At 54.8% G+C, this 16,218-nt stretch carries 17 protein-coding genes; 10 read left to right on the forward strand and 7 right to left on the reverse strand.

Annotated features, from left to right (window positions below):
• Window positions 1–46: 46 nt before the first annotated feature.
• Window positions 47–1,525 carry a polyphosphate:AMP phosphotransferase gene (pap, locus tag TURPA_RS00355; protein ID WP_014801287.1) on the forward strand — a complete coding sequence of 493 codons (1,479 nt, stop codon included), beginning with the start codon at window positions 47–49 and terminating at the stop codon, window positions 1,523–1,525.
• A gap of 98 nt (window positions 1,526–1,623) precedes the next feature.
• Here pap and gap read toward each other — a convergent pair whose 3' ends face one another.
• The 3 genes from gap to TURPA_RS00370 all read right to left on the reverse strand — a co-directional run bounded on the left by gap (window position 1,624) and on the right by TURPA_RS00370 (window position 5,424).
• A complete protein-coding gene (gap, locus tag TURPA_RS00360; protein WP_014801288.1) occupies window positions 1,624–2,625 on the reverse strand; it encodes a type I glyceraldehyde-3-phosphate dehydrogenase in 1,002 nt (333 codons plus the stop codon).
• Window positions 2,626–2,783: 158 nt separating this feature from the next.
• Complete coding sequence (locus TURPA_RS00365; protein WP_014801289.1) at window positions 2,784–3,539, reverse strand: hypothetical protein; 756 nt, start codon at window positions 3,537–3,539, stop codon at window positions 2,784–2,786.
• A 7-nt stretch (window positions 3,540–3,546) separates the two neighbouring features.
• The gene (locus tag TURPA_RS00370; RefSeq protein ID WP_014801290.1) at window positions 3,547–5,424 is read right to left on the reverse strand and encodes an AMP-dependent synthetase/ligase; all 1,878 of its coding nucleotides are present in this window, start codon (window positions 5,422–5,424) and stop codon (window positions 3,547–3,549) included.
• A 122-nt stretch (window positions 5,425–5,546) separates the two neighbouring features.
• Between TURPA_RS00370 and TURPA_RS00375 the strand changes: the two genes are divergently transcribed.
• The 3 genes from TURPA_RS00375 (at window position 5,547) to TURPA_RS00385 (ending at window position 7,573) form a co-directional block, all read left to right on the forward strand.
• Window positions 5,547–6,029, forward strand: coding sequence for an RNA pyrophosphohydrolase (locus TURPA_RS00375; protein WP_014801291.1), 483 nt, complete (start codon window positions 5,547–5,549; stop codon window positions 6,027–6,029).
• A gap of 138 nt (window positions 6,030–6,167) precedes the next feature.
• Window positions 6,168–7,328, forward strand: a complete 1,161-nt coding sequence (locus TURPA_RS00380; RefSeq protein ID WP_014801292.1) for a GNAT family N-acetyltransferase — start codon at window positions 6,168–6,170, stop codon at window positions 7,326–7,328.
• Entirely contained in the window at window positions 7,325–7,573 is a 249-nt protein-coding gene (locus tag TURPA_RS00385; protein WP_014801293.1) for a DUF167 domain-containing protein, read from the forward strand. Before TURPA_RS00380 ends, TURPA_RS00385 begins: the two co-directional genes overlap by 4 nt.
• On the opposite strand, the gene TURPA_RS00390 is transcribed toward TURPA_RS00385, so the two are convergent.
• Window positions 7,570–8,103, reverse strand: a complete 534-nt coding sequence (locus tag TURPA_RS00390) for an acyl-CoA thioesterase (RefSeq protein ID WP_014801294.1) — start codon at window positions 8,101–8,103, stop codon at window positions 7,570–7,572. The genes TURPA_RS00385 and TURPA_RS00390 overlap by 4 nt on opposite strands.
• Window positions 8,104–8,268: 165 nt before the next feature.
• Here TURPA_RS00390 and TURPA_RS23235 point away from each other — a divergent pair, with 165 nt between their 5' ends.
• A complete protein-coding gene (locus TURPA_RS23235; protein ID WP_014801295.1) occupies window positions 8,269–8,436 on the forward strand; it encodes a hypothetical protein in 168 nt (55 codons plus the stop codon).
• Window positions 8,437–8,453: 17 nt separating this feature from the next.
• On the opposite strand, the gene TURPA_RS00395 is transcribed toward TURPA_RS23235, so the two are convergent.
• Window positions 8,454–9,668, reverse strand: a complete 1,215-nt coding sequence (locus tag TURPA_RS00395) for a pyridoxal phosphate-dependent aminotransferase (RefSeq protein WP_014801296.1) — start codon at window positions 9,666–9,668, stop codon at window positions 8,454–8,456.
• Between the two features lie 339 nt (window positions 9,669–10,007).
• Between TURPA_RS00395 and TURPA_RS00400 the strand changes: the two genes are divergently transcribed.
• The 4 genes from TURPA_RS00400 (at window position 10,008) to htpX (ending at window position 13,483) form a co-directional block, all read left to right on the forward strand.
• Window positions 10,008–10,364: a DoxX family protein gene (locus TURPA_RS00400; RefSeq protein ID WP_014801297.1), complete on the forward strand. Its 357-nt coding sequence runs from the start codon at window positions 10,008–10,010 to the stop codon at window positions 10,362–10,364.
• On the forward strand, window positions 10,361–10,792 hold the full coding sequence (rpiB, locus tag TURPA_RS00405; RefSeq protein ID WP_014801298.1) for a ribose 5-phosphate isomerase B: 432 nt from the start codon (window positions 10,361–10,363) through the stop codon (window positions 10,790–10,792). Before TURPA_RS00400 ends, rpiB begins: the two co-directional genes overlap by 4 nt.
• The gene (locus tag TURPA_RS00410; protein WP_157210338.1) at window positions 10,743–12,428 is read left to right on the forward strand and encodes a hypothetical protein; all 1,686 of its coding nucleotides are present in this window, start codon (window positions 10,743–10,745) and stop codon (window positions 12,426–12,428) included. The genes rpiB and TURPA_RS00410 overlap by 50 nt, the downstream gene beginning before the upstream one ends.
• 146 nt (window positions 12,429–12,574) lie before the next feature.
• Entirely contained in the window at window positions 12,575–13,483 is a 909-nt protein-coding gene (gene htpX, locus TURPA_RS00415) for a protease HtpX (protein ID WP_014801300.1), read from the forward strand.
• A gap of 32 nt (window positions 13,484–13,515) precedes the next feature.
• Here htpX and TURPA_RS00420 read toward each other — a convergent pair whose 3' ends face one another.
• Both TURPA_RS00420 and TURPA_RS00425 read right to left on the reverse strand, forming a co-directional pair.
• A complete protein-coding gene (locus TURPA_RS00420; RefSeq protein WP_014801301.1) occupies window positions 13,516–13,740 on the reverse strand; it encodes a hypothetical protein in 225 nt (74 codons plus the stop codon).
• A gap of 19 nt (window positions 13,741–13,759) precedes the next feature.
• Entirely contained in the window at window positions 13,760–14,029 is a 270-nt protein-coding gene (locus TURPA_RS00425) for a hypothetical protein (RefSeq protein WP_014801302.1), read from the reverse strand.
• Window positions 14,030–14,206: 177 nt separating this feature from the next.
• Between TURPA_RS00425 and ftsH the strand changes: the two genes are divergently transcribed.
• Entirely contained in the window at window positions 14,207–16,180 is a 1,974-nt protein-coding gene (gene ftsH / locus TURPA_RS00430; protein ID WP_014801303.1) for an ATP-dependent zinc metalloprotease FtsH, read from the forward strand.
• The last annotated feature ends 38 nt before the right edge of the window (window positions 16,181–16,218 follow it).

Raw genomic sequence — 16,218 nt, forward strand, 5'->3', positions numbered from 1 at the left:
TACATTGCAGCAGGCCACTCAGCCATTTTTCTGACCAGAGAAAACCATGAAAGCAATATTGAAAAACATGACTGCCGCCGTGCAGGTCGACAAGGCCGACTACAAGGTGCGCGAAGAAAGCCTTCGCCTCAGGCTCTTGTCGCTGCAAAAAGAACTCGCCACATCGAATCGGGCAATACTGATTCTCATGAACGGAGTCGAAGGCTCTGGTAAGGGAGAAACCACACGTAAGCTGCTCGAATGGCTCGATGCGCGCGGCGTAGAAACCAACGCATTCTGGACAGCGCAAGGCGAAGAAGCCGAACACCCGCCGCTGTGGCGCTTCTGGCAAATGCTGCCCGCGCGCGGCCGCATCGGTATCTATTTTGGCTCATGGTACACGCAGCCCATTATCGACCGGGCGTTTAAGAACATCGGTAAAGAAGAATTTGAACGGCAACTCGGTGAAATACGCAACCTTGAAGAAATGCTGATCGCAGAGGGGGTAATCCTCATTAAATTCTGGATGTACCTGTCGCTCGATGCGCAGAAGGCGATCGCCAAAGCCAAGAAGGCAAAAGCGAAAACCCGTTGGCGCATCTCTTCGCTCGCGCGCAAGTTTGCGCGCAAACGCAAGCGTTTTCAGAAGGTTGACCTTGAGGTGCTGAGCCAAACCCACACGACGATCGCACCGTGGACGATCATCGACGCGGCTTCTGAAAAATCGCGCGAACTGGCCGCAGGCGAAGCGCTTGTCGAAAAATTGCGCCAGGCACTGCACCCGTCGGGCGCGGTGCACCTGCAGATCAGCCCCCGGTTTAAGACAGCGCCGCGCAACTACATTGCCGACCTGAACCAGAACAAAAAAATCAATGATGACGAATACAAAGAGCAGCTCGAAATTCTGACAGCGAAAGCTGCGGCCCTCGCCGACAAGATGTCGACTTCAAAAAAGAGCCTCGCGCTCGTCTTCGAAGGCCCTGACGCTGCGGGCAAAGGCGGCGCGATTCGCCGCGTTATTGCCGGCATGGATCCGCGGCATTACCGCGTGATCGGCATCGCCGCCCCGACCGACGAAGAGAAAGCGCGCCCCTACCTGTGGCGATTCTGGCGCAACACCCCGCGCGACGGCAAGCTGCATATTTTTGACCGGTCGTGGTATGGACGGGTACTGGTTGAACGAATCGAAAAATTCTGCACCGAGAATGAGTGGCAGCGCGCGTACGGCGAAATCAATGACTTTGAGCTCGCGCTGACCGAAGCTGGCGTCACTGTGCGCAAGTTCTATCTCGCCACTACGCAAGACGAACAGCTCGCCCGCTTCAAAGACCGCGAGATTACCCCGTACAAGCAATACAAGCTGACAGAAGAAGACTGGCGCAACCGCGACAAATGGCATGCCTATGAAACCGCTGCGTGCGACATGTTCGCCAACACCTCAACGGCGTATGCACCATGGATTCTGGTTGAAGCGAATAACAAAAACCACGCCCGCATCAAGGTGATGCGCGCCGTGGTCGATGCGTTAGAAGAAGCGCTGAGATAAATCAGGGTCGCTTCGAGCACCTCAGCGACCCAAGCCGCAGACACAGCCGAACGGCCAAGAGTGCAAATAGCGCACCCTGAGGCGCTCGAAGGGTGCGCCTACTTACCGATCAATACGGCCAGGTCAATGACGCGCGTTGAATAGCCCCACTCGTTGTCGTACCACGTGAGCACGCGCACCATGTTGTCTTGAATAACGGCAGTCATCTGGCCGTCGACGATTGACGACAGCGGGTTGCCCTTGAAGTCGTTCGAGACGAGCGGCAGGTCGGTATAGCCGAGAATGCCCTTGAGCGCGCCTTCTGACGCGGCCTTGAGCGCAGCGTTCACCGCCTCTTTCGTTGTCGCTTTTTCGGTTTCGACCGTCAGGTCAACGACCGAGACGTCGGGTGTCGGTACTCGAATTGAAATGCCGTCGAGTTTGCCCTTGAGCTCGGGAATAACCAGCGACAAGGCTTTCGCCGCGCCGGTCGAAGTGGGAATCATGTTAAGTGCAGCAGCCCGCGCGCGGCGCAGGTCTTTATGCGGCAGGTCGAGAATCTGCTGGTCGTTGGTATAGCTGTGAATCGTGGTCATGAGACCCTTTTTGATACCAAAGTTTTCGAGCAGCACCTTGGCAACCGGCGCGAGGCAGTTCGTTGTGCACGAGGCATTAGAGATAATTTTGTGTTTTGCCTTATCAAAGCTCTTTTCGTTCACCCCGAGCACGAATGTACCATCTTCGTTCGTTGCCGGCGCTGAGATAATTACCTGTTTTGCCCCACCCTTTTCGATGTGTGTCTTCGCCTGGTGCGCGTCGGTAAAGCGGCCGGTTGATTCGATCACGATGTCGCAGCCAAATTCGCCCCATTTCTGCTCTTCGAGCTTCGCGATCGCAGTCGCGTGAATCTTCTTGCCGTCGACAATGATGTGCTCTTTGTCGTGCGAGACTTCGTGGTTCCACACGCCGAATACGCTGTCATATTTCAGCAGGTGCGCAAGAGTGCCCGTGTCGGTCAGGTCGTTGACCGCGACGATCTCGACATCTTTGCGGTCCCATGCCGCGCGAAACGCATTTCGGCCGATGCGGCCAAACCCATTGATACCAATTTTGATTGCCATAGGCTTCACTCCATTTCAAAAACGCGGTGTCCAGCAGGTTACGCAGGGTTTTTTGAGTAACCAGGCGGGACGGCACCCGAATTTGGGCGCCGCCCGCTGTTACTTTTTGAGTTTTTGATTCCGCAGGCCCGTACGCAGTGGGCTTATTCGGGCAACTGTCATCGAAATCCGAAGCGGCCGCGTATCTTGAGCCCTTCGGTCGCTTCGGTACGCTTCTCTTTGCGCATAATCTGTTCGACGTAGGTCAGCTGGATATCATATTTCTTGGCAATTTCGCGCGCCGTTGAGCCGGCGTTGTATTCTTTCACCATTCTCACGACGTCTTTGTCGGTGAATTTCGAGCGCGGATGGTTTTCGCCCTGGTGGCTGTCAGGGTTAATCGGCACCATGCGAATATGCCGTGGATTCACGCACTTGACGTTGCCGCACAAATTCTGGGGTATCGTGCGAAAGTTTCGGCGTCGGCCGCGTGCGGGGTTTTCAAGAATATATTTTCGTGCGTCGACATTGAGGCGATGCCCCCGTTGTGAGTTCACCGTCGTGACAACGGGATATCCTCCCTTGAACGCACCACGCCATTCGCTGCACGCACCCGTGACGCCGGCGCGCGCCCGGCCACCCGAACGCGTCAGCATTTCGAATACCATGTGCGCCTTGAGTTTCGCGGGCCTTGGCATCTGCACTTTTTTTTCGAGAACCTTATCGGCAATCTCAAGCAGCGTCAGGCGGGCCGTGCTGAACTTCAACGGAAAGCGCCGCAGAAATGCTGCGATGATATCGATATTGACCTTCTGCAACGAAGGCCGCGCAGTATAGGGCGAGCGGTCGCTGCGGTTGCGTCGCGCCGAGCGCCGGCGGTTTTTACCCGATGCGCTTTTGGCTTTGGCAGTTCGCCCTGCTGGTCGAATACGCATCGTCGCCTCAGTACATGCTGTCGATCAGCTTGGCATATTTATCGGCGATGAAGTTGCGCTTCATCTTAAAGAGGTTCGTAATTTCTTCGCCGACCTCCATGGGTTTCGGCAGAAAGCGAAAGTCTGTCACGCGCTCAAAGCCCTTGAAGCCGTTGTCGGCTGAGACCTGGCGCTTTACGATTTTGTTAAAATGGTCAACTAGCTCTTTGTTCGCGTTGAGGTCTGATTTCGGGTCGGCTGAGATTCCGGCGACCTCTTTGACCTTTTCGAGGTTCGGCCACACAAGCGCCGTGAGTGTTTTTTTATCCTGACCGACGACGATGATTTGGTTGATCTGGGCGTCTTCGAGAAGTTTGTTCTCGATCGGTACCGGTTCGACGTTTTCACCGCCGAGCAACACTATCGTCTCTTTGGCGCGGCCACGAATCGAAAGCGTGTTGTTGAAACTGAAGAAACCTATATCCCCCGTGTTCAGCCAGCCGTCTTTGTTGATGGTCTTCTCTGTTGCTTCGGGGTTTTTGTAATACCCTTTCATGACCTGCGGCCCGCGTACATGAATCACGCCCTTTTCGCCCGTGCGCACGCGTTCGCCCTTGTCGTTCAGAATCGCGACTTCAGTGCCATTGGGCACAAAGCCGACGCTGCCCTGAATAATTTTGCCTTCGGTTCGCACCGAGATAATCGGCGCGCATTCAGTCATGCCATAACCTTCATAAACGGGAATACCGATGACATTGAAAAACTCGTCGACGTGCGCGGGCAGAGCGCCGCCGCCCGAGATGCTGCCGCGAAAACGGCCGCCCATCGCCTCGCGAATTTTCGAGAACACGACACGGTCTGCGAGACGCGCGGGAATATAGAGGCTTGCTGCAGTGAAGAGCGATGAAGCGGTGCGCGACAGACGGTCGGCGTCGCTTTCGGGTTGTTGCATGAGTTCGTTGCCCGCAAGGTAGTCGACGGCCTTTTTGTACTCTTTTGAAATTCTGTAAGCGGTTTCGAACATGACCTTGCGTGCGGGCTCAGACTTTTCGATACGCTGCATAATGCCCTGATAGAGGCTCTCCCACAGGCGCGGGGCTGACGGCATGAACGTGGGCTTTACCTTCGCAAAGTCATCGCGCACATCGCGCACATTGGTATAATAGAGCGGAATACCCTTGGCGATCGCACCGTAGTCGACCGCGCGCTCGAAGATGTGCCATACGGGCAGAAGCGAAAGCATGCTGTCATCGGGGCGAAGGCCAATCGCCTTGGGCACTTCGTTGATATTGTATACCATGTTGCCATGCGAAAGCATCACACCTTTCGGCAGGCCGGTTGTTCCAGAAGTATAAATAATGGTGAAGAGGTCGTCGCTTTTGACCGCATCGCAGCGCTCTTTGAGGCCTGCGAGTTTCTCTTCGCGTGCCGCGGCGCCTTTTGCGAGAAGATTCTGCAGCGTCAAAATGTTTTCGGCGTCGCTCTTGTATTTGGGGTCGAGTACAATGATAGTTTGCACACCCGTATCTTTGATCACCGATTGCAGCTTTTTGAGCGTGGCTTCGTTTTCAACGATGCAGATTTTGCATTCTGCATGCGACATAATATACTTGATTTCATCGACAGTCACATCGGTGCCGCGTGGCACATTGGCAGCGCCCGTGAGCAGAACGGCAATGTCTGAAATAATCCACTCGACGCGGTTATCAGCGAGAAAGCCGATGCGATCGCCGGCGGCGACGCCCATATCGATCAGCGAGATCGCGAAGTTCTCTGCATTTTTCAGCACTTCGCCAAATGTTGTGCCGACATAATCTTTTTTTTCGTTCTTGGAGTAAAAAAGCTTCTTCTTGCCGTAAAGTTCGTTGGATTGATAAAAAATCTCGTTGATTGTGCTGTATGCCATCTGCCCGACTGAGATTTCGCGCGCGGCGGTCAAGTTATGTTCAGCTGTGAACCCGGTTCACACGCTACGCGAATATCGTTTTACGCACCAAACCCACCCACAACCCTGAGCGCAAGACCCATATGCCAGAGAAAAATTTGCCCTATCGACCGAATGTCGGCATCGTCGTCTTCAACGACGCAGGCGAGGCGCTTGTCGGCGAGCGGCTCGACAACCCGGGTGCGTGGCAATATCCGCAAGGTGGTGTCGACGAAGGTGAAAACTTTGACGCAGCCGCCAGACGCGAGCTCTACGAAGAGACAGGCATCGCGGTCGACGCGTTCGTAGCCGTCACGAGCGATTTTCTTTATTATGATTTTCCCCCTGATCTGGTGATACCCGGGTTAACCAACCGCTACGCCGGGCAAAAGCAGCGCTGGTACCTCGCGTACTGGAACCACCCGGCAGAATCAGCGAACCTCAAAACACACACGCAAGAATTTGCGCGCGTGCGTTTCATGCCGATGGCTGAAGCGACGAACCAGATCGTGCCGTTCAAACGCGATATCTATCAGGCACTCGAACGCGAATTCTTGCCGCTGATGCAAAACTTTCTCTCCCGCTGAACTCAAGCGTAGTTGATCCAGGCGAACCCTTTCGCCGGTATTTCGCGCTTCATTCGTCGTTCGCAAACGAACAGGCCGACTCAGACTGAGCTGTCAGCTATTGCCTTGACCATACCTGTCTGTGTCAGATAGCGCTGTATGAGTATTGCTTTAAAAGACTTCGGTCTTAACGACCGCAAGCTGCTAAAGCAGTTTGCTGAATTTCCCTGGAAACACTATTCTCTCAAAGAAAAGTATATACCGCAGCTGAACGCAGAACTGCTCGGCAACGGACTCTTAGGCATCAAAGGTCTCTTCACAAAAAAACATCCCTATCACAAACATGCGAGCGTACGGCACTGGCTTGCGTATGAAGACGGCAAAGTCGTGGGGCGTATTTCAGCTTCGGTGAATCAGGTCTATAACAACCACCACAAAACACAAATCGGCAACTTTGGCTTCTTCGAATCGATCAAAGATGAACGTGTATCGACGGCACTCTTTTCTGCGGCTGCTGAATGGCTGAAGGCTCAGGGCATGAAAACAATGCGCGGCCCGGGCCAATATGGCAACGCAACACACGAAATTCAGTCGTGGGCGATGAACAGTTTTCACGACGCGCCGACAGTCGAACTCACGATGTCAAAATGGTATTACCCCAAGATGGCAGAAAAGTTCGGTATGTACAAGGCGAAAGACTACTTCGCTTACCTCAATCCGGTTGAGAGCGTCGAATGGGACAGGGATAACAAGTTACTCGAACGCATGACGCACCGGTCGCGTTTTCGCATTCGCAAGATGGACATGAAAAACCTGCGCGCCGAAGTCGACAAGGTTATTGAAATTTACAACGAAGCCTGGAAAGACAACTGGGCATTTCTGCCGCTGACGAGCGATGACGGCCAGGCGATGGCCGAGACTCTCAAAATGGTCGCCGACCCGAATCTGTTGCTATTCGTTATGGATGGCGAGCGCGAAGTTGCCGTGATCGGCACGCTGCTTGACCTGAACGAAAAATTTCTGCGCCGCCGCAGCATCTTTGGCAATTCAGACATTGTGCGGTTGCTGCGCTTTTTTCTGGGCAAGAAGAGCATCTCTCGCGCACGCATCATGTTCTTTGGCATACGCCCCGAATACCGCAAGCAGGGCATCGACGCGATGGTACTCTTTGCGACGCGCAATTATCTATATGAGCACACTTCGGTGCGTGCAGTCGAGGCATCGCTCGTGCTTGAAGAGAACATGATTCTGAGAAACCTGTTCGGTCACTTCAGCGGTATCGAATACAAAAAATACCGCATCTACGATTTTGATTTGTGATCGTCAGAGTACAGGTCAAACCCCGCAGTAAAAAGCCTGGCGTCGAGCTTGGGGCTGACGGTACTCTTATTCTGAAAATTCACGAGCCTCCGGTTGACGGCAAGGCAAACCAGGCTGTCATCGAAAGGATTGCAGAGCTCTACGATATCGCAAAATCAGCTGTGCACATCGTCAGCGGCGAGACCTCGCGCATGAAGAGAGTTGAGATACCAGACCATGCAGAACTGAAATTGCCGTCAGGTTAATTCACAACTGCCTCTAAGGCGGTCTTGCTGCCAGACCTGTTCAGCTTCTGCAATTCTTTGACGCGGGCCGCAAAATTTTCGCCACCCCAGGGCTCTTCGGTGCTGATCGCCGCGAAGAACCTCTGCAGCGCCTCGTCATATTTTACCGGCCTGCCCTTTGCCGTGTTCACATAAATGAACTCGATCCACCCGAGAGCGTGAATGCGTTTACCGTCGCGGCTGACCATATAGGCTTCTGGCACGATTCTGAAAGAATCGTAGTGCAGCAGGCGCGTCTTAATCGTCACGGTTGCATTGAACTTCGCGGGTATAAGGTACGCGAGATGGGTCTGCGCAACCACCCACCCATTGCCGGTTTCAGCGGTATGCGCATAGAGGTCAAAGCCATAGCTCTCTTTCAGCTGGTCTGTGCGCGCCCTCATGAAATAGTTCAGGTAGCGGGCATTGTTCAGGTGCCCAAACGGGTCACAGTCCTGAAAGTCTATCCACGCCTCAGATTCAAGCTCTTTCGCCAGGTTTGTCGGGTTCATACCGCCTCCATATAGTGTATACGCACGTAATGTACGTGCATATACACTATATGGCAAGTTTTTTTGCGGGCTTTTCTGATCTGTAGTGAGCTGCCTGCCAGCAGCCTGCTTTTTCGCGTACGTCTTCGGGTCAAGTTGACCCGGGCGCCGATACGAAGATATATTATGGAAATCGACCCGATTGCGAATCTGGCAGCGAGCATGGCAGACATGAGCCAGACGCTGATGAAAATGAGCGATGCGAAGCTCGCGCTTGAAGACAAGATGCTGCGCGTGGCCGGCGAAGAAGCGGCCGCGTCTCTCGCCGCAGGTTCAGTAGACGTAACGGCCTGAGATCCCCTTCGGGATCTTCATGCCCAGAGGGCGTCGACAAACTCGCGCACGCGGCCGAGGCCCTTTTCGATCTGCGCCTCGCTCGTCGCATAGCTAATGCGAAAACCGTTTTCATAGCCAAACGCCGAACCGGGCACTACCGCAACGAGCTTCTCGTTCAGAAGGCCCGTGCTGAATATTTTTCCCGTATCGGTTTCGCCGGTTCGCTTTTTCAGGTCTGGCCAGCCGGGCGCTGCGGTTAAACCTGCAATATCAGGGAAAAGGTAGAACGCCCCCTGCGGCTTAAAAACCCTGAGTCCTTTGAGGTTCGAGAGCAGATTGAACGCGAGGTCGCGGCGCTTTTCGAATACCACGCGCATGTCTTCGACGCACTGCTGCTCGGCATTCAGAGCGGCGACAGCTCCCTTCTGCGAAAAACTCGTGGGGTTAGACGTCGATTGCCCCTGAATCATGTCCATCGCTGCGATAATTTCTTTTGGCCCACCCGCGTAACCCAGGCGCCATCCCGTCATCGAATAGGCTTTCGAAAGGCCATTGACCACCACGGTGCGCGGGCGCAGTTTTTCTGAAGCGGTTGCAATATTCAGAACATCGGTGCCATAGGCGAGCTTCTCGTAGATGTCGTCAGTCACGACGAGCAGATCGGGATACTTCTCAAGCGCCGCCGCAAGGGCGCGAATCTCATCGGGAGTATAGGTTGCCCCGGTCGGGTTCGAAGGCGAATTGAGAATAAAAACCCTGGTCTTCGCACTGACATTTTTTTCGATATCGTGCGGTGACAGCTTAAAGCCACTTTCAAACGTGGTGTGTATCAGCTTCATCTCGCCGCCCGCGAGGCGCACAATATCTTTATAGCTCACCCAGTAAGGCGCAGGACATACAACTTCGTCGCCGTCGTTGATCACAGCCAGAAAGAAGTTGTAGAGCACCTGTTTGCCCCCGGTACCGACAATGATCTGGTTGGGTTTGAAATCCAACTGGTTGTCACGCTGAAATTTGGTGATGATTGCCTGTTTGAGCTCGGGAATGCCCGATACCGGCGTATACTTCGTGAACCCCTTATTGAGCGCCTCAATCGCGGCAGCCTTGATGTGCGCCGGTGTGTCGAAATCGGGTTCGCCGGCACCGAAGCCGACGATGTCTTTGCCCTCGGCCTTCAGTTCATTGGCGCGTGCCGTGATGGCGAGCGTGGGGGATGGCTCAATCAGTTCAAGGCGGCGCGCGAGTTGCATATGCCACCGCAAACTACGCATGAGACAGGCCGTCGAGAAATTGGAAATTTGCACGGGTGTCCAGGCGGGCACTTGCTGACGCGCATTTTCTTGCCCATGCGAACAGCTAATCAAAGCAAATTCCTCCGCGAATCGAAGCGATTCGCTATGCGAGGGCCGCAAAGCCGCCAGAATTTGCGCTGATTTGCCGCCCTTGGCGGCATCGCAATTCGCATGGGCAAGAAAATGCGCCTAGTCTGTTATGCTTCGCGAGTTCCCGCCTGGTCACATGGGTGACCCGATTACCGTGCCGGCTGCGCAAATTTCTTGCTATGTTATGTCACATTAGTGCAATGCCGCATGGAACTGAAGACCCTGTCGCTCTATGGCATGGCGGGCTTTTACACGCTCGCGGGCATCGGGCACTTCGTGATGACGAAGTTTTTCATGCGCATCATGCCGCCTTACATTCCGTGGCATAAACCGATCGTGTACCTGAGCGGCGTCGCCGAAATCGGCCTCGGTATTTTGCTCATTATGCCCGCCTACTCTGCCTGGGCAGCGTGGGGAGTTATCGCTCTGCTGGTCGCAGTTTTCCCGGCAAACCTCTACCACTTCTCAAGCGGCGGGGCAGGAATGAAAATACCCCAATGGGCGCTCGCACTGCGCCTGCCCCTGCAGGGAGTGCTGATGCTTTGGGCGTATTGGCACACATGAAAATAGCCATTGCAGCAGACCACGGCGGCGTTGAACTCAAAGACGCCCTCGTGCAGAAATTTTCGGCTCTGGGCATCACCGACCTCGGCACGCATGGCTCAGATTCGGTCGATTATCCCGATTTTGGCGCGGCACTCGCGAAGCGCGTCGCGTCGGGTGAGTTTGACCGCGGTATCTTGATTTGCGGCAGTGGCATTGGTATTTCGATTGCCGCGAACAAAATCAAAGGCATTCGCGCCGCGCTCTGCCACAATGCATACACCGCCGAAATGGCGCGCCGGCATAACGACGCCAACATCATTGCGATGGGCGGCCGGGTCGTTGACGAAGCGACCGCAACAGCCATGACCGAATTATTTCTGAATACCGAATTTGAAGGTGGCAGACATGCGCGGCGCGTGGAAAAAATTTCGGCGCTCGAAAAATAACAGACTCAAACTTGCCGCGCTGCTGATGCTCGCGGGCAGTTTTAGCCTGTTGGCGCAAGAAGGCACACGGCCGTCTGCGACGCGCAATAAACGCTTTCTCGCGAGCGACAATTTCACAGCCTTTCAGCTGATTGATGTTGAACGCACACAGCTCGGCCGCCAAAGCGTGCTGCGGCTCGTGCGCCGCAGCGAACGCGAACCGGGCGGCGACGATCTTTTCATGAATTTTGAGTCTGAATCGCTGTTCTCAAACCCCGCACACCAGTCGCTCATTCTCAAATCTGCCGTCGAACTGTCAGTGCACAATAGCATGTCGGGCAAAGCAGGCCTGTTTACGCTGCCATCGCACCTGGTACGCATGAAGCTGCCCGACTACCTGAATCTTTCGGGTAACACACAGAGGCGTGAAGCGGGCGACTTTAGCTTTTCTGCAGAAATTGAGCCGCATGCAGCCAATGCAGAGATTCTGCGGCGTGAAAATTTCAAGGGCGGGCGGCACTACCTGTTTTCCGTAGCGCTGCAGAACGGACACGTTAGCGTTAAGCTCACGAACCTGTTGCGCAGAATCGGCGGCACTGAGACGATACTCGACAGCATCGAGCTGGTTTCTATCGACAAAGTCAAATCGCAGAAACGCAACGCCATTATTCTGAGCTACGACGAGGCGCAGGGCCGGGTCGAACTCAACGTCAATGGGCGCGAGCAGACGGTGAAATTTCTGAAGCGTGAACAGAGCGATAATTTTGCTCTCGACTTCACTCCGCTCAAGGCGGCACCGCTGTCGCTGTTTTCGCCGTTTCGCGGTTATGCCGACAACATTCTGTTTGCGAACCGGGTACTGAACAGCGAAGACCAGAGGCATTACGGCGCGCTCGAGCCCTATGGCGATCGCTACACACAGCGCCGCGGCAGCATCACGACGCAGGTATTCGACATGGGTTTCTCGGCGAGCAATATCAATACAATCAGTGCGGATGCAGAACTGCCACGGGGCACGCACGCCGACTTCAGTTTTCGCTGCCACAACCGCAGGTTTGACGCAGCACTCATACCGGCTGCTCTGCCCTTTCAGCCGCTCGCGACTGCTGCAGGCAGTAAATGCAGGTTTTTGCAGCTGCATGCGCAGCTCACGGCCGACAATGCCGGTGAAGCGACCCCGGCTTTAAAAGCGTTCAATCTTGAGTACAGGGAAAATCCCCCGCCTGAAAGGCCGCTGCCACCGCGGGTCGTCAAGGCAACAGCAGAAAGTGTGACGCTCGAGATTGCGCCCAACAGCGAACTCGATGTGGTCAAGGGCGGGCGCTACATCGTCTACTACGGCCATAAGCCGCATAGAAGCGAGGGTGCCGTCTATTACACGTCGACAACTGTGCAGGGCGCAACAGTCAAAGGTGAGCCGATACTCCACCGGGTGCCGGTGCGCCTGACGATCACGAACGATCTGCTCGCCCGCAACAAGTATTACGCCGACCAGAACCCACGGTTCAAGAGCCGGTATCCGTTTTTCGCACCGGGTCTGGGCTATTACTTCTGGGTGACTGCATGCGACAACGCGTACACTGACGCGCAAGAATTTGCCGACCATGAATCGGGCCCGTCTGACACGGTATTCGTGCGCTTTTCGCATTCGCCATAAGACTGCGGCCATTCGTCGTCACCAAAGCGCGAACGTGCTGGCGCGGGTTACCGCTGAGGGGGCTGAACCACCCGGGACGAAAAATGGCCGACAGTGCCGGGCTTGGATATTTTCAGGCATATAATTGATTTTAAAGAGGAGATAAAATGTTCAAACGCGTGTTTCTATTTATTCTGACGAACATTCTGGTCGTCGCGACCATTTCGATCTTGCTGAGCGTCTTTGGCGTCACGCACTATGTCGAGCGCGCGGGCCGCGGCTATGGCCTCAACATGCAGAAGCTGCTGATTATCTGCCTCGTCTGGGGTTTTGTCGGTGCCTTCATCTCGCTCGCCCTGTCGAAGGTCATGGCGAAGTGGATGATGGGGCTCACGATCATCGACCCTCGCAATGCTTCGGGTGGTGAAGCGCAACTCGTTTCGACCGTGCACCGCCTCGCGCGCGCAGCGGGACTGACAACCATGCCCGATGTTGCAATCTACGAATCTGAAGAAGTGAACGCCTTCGCGACGGGCCCAACCCGTTCGAGTTCGCTGGTTGCCGTTTCGACAGGCCTCTTGCACAGCATGAGCTGGGATGAAGTCGAAGGCGTGCTCGGCCATGAAATTGCACACATCGCCAACGGCGATATGGTGACGATGGCGCTCGTGCAGGGCGTTGTCAACGCCTTCGTCATGTTTCTCTCGCGTGTGCTCGCGTTCGCTATCAGCACTGCGGTCAGCCGCAGCGACGAAGAGAACGCTTTTCCGCGCATGCTGAATTTTATTCTGACATTCGTCTTTGATATCTTCTTCACGCTGCTGGGCTCGCTGGTCGTTGCCGCGTTCTCGCGTTTCAGGGAATACCGCGCCGACGCCGGCGGGGCAAATCTCGCGGGCAAACAGAAGATGATCGCTGCGCTCGATCGCCTGCGCCGCACGCACGAGCTGGTTGACAATTCTCAGGCACCGGCGCTGGCTGCGATGAAAATTTCAAACAAAGGCGGCATTCTGGCACTCTTCTCAACCCACCCACCGCTCGAAGACCGCATTAAGCGTCTGCAGAGCGGCAGGTAAGACAATCTGAATCTGCGGCGAATGCCGCAGATTCAGAGGTTAATCTTTCTTCGAACAAGGCGCATGTAACTGCGCGAAATACTCAGAAACAGAAAAGTCAGGCCAACGCCGGTTGCGATACACAAAGACATGATCGCGCCGAGGGGCATGAGGGTGCTGACGAACAGAATCTGCACCTGAACGCGGTGGTTATTGATGAGCAGCATCAAGACAATCAAAATGCTGGCAATCGCCAGCGCGTTCAGGCGGTAAGACATGCAGGGCGGCGCCGGTATCTCAGATCTGGCTGGTATTGGCGCTGCCGCACATCGGGCAATATTGCGTGTCGTCGAGTTCGTCGTCTTCTTCTTCTAGGTAGACCTCCCACCGGTAATCGCAGTCTTCGCAGGCATAGCTGATCGCGATTTCACGTTCGCCACCGACCGTCTCTTCGTCTTCGTCGTCGAACTCTTTCTCTGGCTTGTCATCGTCATCGTCGTCATCGTCAGATGCGAGGTAAATCTTCGCTTTGAGGCCCGCTTCGAGCTCGTCATTCATTTCGTGCATAGTTACGCGTGGGCAAAATGACAAAAGCGGGGTCAAGTATTTTTGGCAATACCACCGTTTTTTGTTATTCTGTGAGTGCAAGAATGCCAAAATGGCAATGCAATTGACCACTTATCTGCAATTACACTTGAATTTCAGGCGCTCAGCCGTTGCGTATTTTAGGGAGACACGAATAACATGACACCACAAAAGCCCGGCCCACTCGGCTCAGGAAGCCCCAATAAAACCATGAAAAACATCGCGCTCATCTTGCTCATCGTCATTATGGCAGCCCTGACGTACGAAGTGTTTCAAGAACAGCAGGGCAAAGTTCAAGAAATTCACTATTCCAAATTTCTCGACCTGATCGAAAAACAGTCTGTCATCACCACAGAGCAGAGCCCCCTGACGATTCAGGGGCACCAGATCATGGGCCGCTTCAAAAACGATAAAAACGAAGAACTGACATTCCGCACAATAATACCGTACCCTGACGGCGAATTGCTTGAACTTCTGAAAACGAAGCAGGTGAAATATTTCAAGGGCGCCGCAGTCGAAGAAAGTTTCTTCTGGCGCACGCTCATGCCACTTCTTCCGTGGATTGCGATAGTCGGCTTCTTCTGGTTCATGATGGCGCGCCAGGTACAGTCGGGCAGCAACCGCGCATTGACGTTCGGCAAATCGCGGCCGAAAATCGGCCCCGACATGAAAAACCGCGTCACGTTTAACGATGTTGCGGGCGTTGAAGAGGCGAAAGAAGAACTCAAAGAAGTTGTGGATTTCTTAAAGGCCCCGCAAAAGTTTCAGGCCATTGGCGCCAAGATTCCCCGCGGTGTTCTGCTCGTCGGCCCCCCAGGCACCGGCAAGACTCTGCTCGCGAAGGCCGTTGCGGGCGAAGCCGGCGTGCCGTTCTTCTCAATTTCAGGTTCTGACTTCGTCGAGATGTTTGTCGGCGTGGGTGCAAGCCGCGTTCGCGACCTCTTTAACCAGGCGAAACGCCAGACGCCCTGCATCATCTTCATCGACGAAATTGATGCAGTCGGTCGATTGCGGGGTGCAGGCCTCGGCGGTGGCCATGACGAGCGTGAGCAGACTCTGAACCAGCTACTCGTGGAAATGGACGGCTTCGAAGAAAACGACGGTATCATCATTATCGCAGCAACGAACCGTGCAGATGTACTCGACCCTGCGCTACTGCGCCCCGGCCGTTTTGACCGCCAGGTCGTCGTCGACACACCCGACCTCAAGGGTCGTGAGGCGATTCTCAAGATTCATGGGCGCAAGGTGCCGCTTGAAGAAGGTGCTTCACTCGAGAAAGTTGCGCGTGGCACTCCGGGTTTCACCGGCGCCGACCTCGCGAACCTCATCAACGAAGCTGCGCTGCTGGCGGCGCGCGGCGACCGCAAGAAGGTAACAGAAACCGATCTCGATAATGCGCGCGATAAAGTTCTGATGGGCCCTGAGCGGCGTTCATTCTTTATTATTCCTGAAGAGAAAAAAATAATCGCGTACCACGAGGCAGGCCACGCAATTCTCGGCGAATTGCTCGAGCACGGCGAAGAAATTCACAAGGTGACGATAATCCCCCGTGGGCGTGCGCTCGGCATGACGCAGCACCTGCCAGAACAAGAGAAGCACATGCGCTCACGCAACTACTGGCTCGACCAGCTCGTTGTTTTCATGGGTGGTCGCCTTGCTGAAGAAATTGAGTTTGAAGACGTCACGACTGGCGCTGCCAACGATATCGAACGTGCGACTGAAATTGCGCGCCGCATGGTCACCGAATGGGGCATGTCTGATCGCGTAGGCCCGATGCGCCTCAGCGGTGCGGATAATGGCGCTGTATTTCTTGGCCGCGACTATTCGCGTAAAGGCGACCACTCAGAAGAATATTCAAAGCTGGTCGACTCAGAAATCAAGCGAATCATCGACACCGCATTCGAGCGCGGCCGCACTCTGCTGAAAAAGAACAAAAAGCGTCTTGATCAGGTAGCGCAGGCGTTGCTCGATCGTGAAACAATCTCGGGCGAAGAACTGCGCGAAATCATGAGCGGCCGCAAACTCAAGCCTCTGCCCCCGCCGCCACCTGAAAAGAGCGGCGACAAAAAGACGCCGAACAACCCGGCCCCGGCCTTTGGGCAAGATCTGCTTTCAGGCGCGCAGCCGGCGTAACACGATGGGTAGTATTCGTGATTGTTATTGCACCAAAG

This window comes from Turneriella parva DSM 21527, from assembly GCF_000266885.1.
Lineage (GTDB): Bacteria > Spirochaetota > Leptospiria > Turneriellales > Turneriellaceae > Turneriella > Turneriella parva.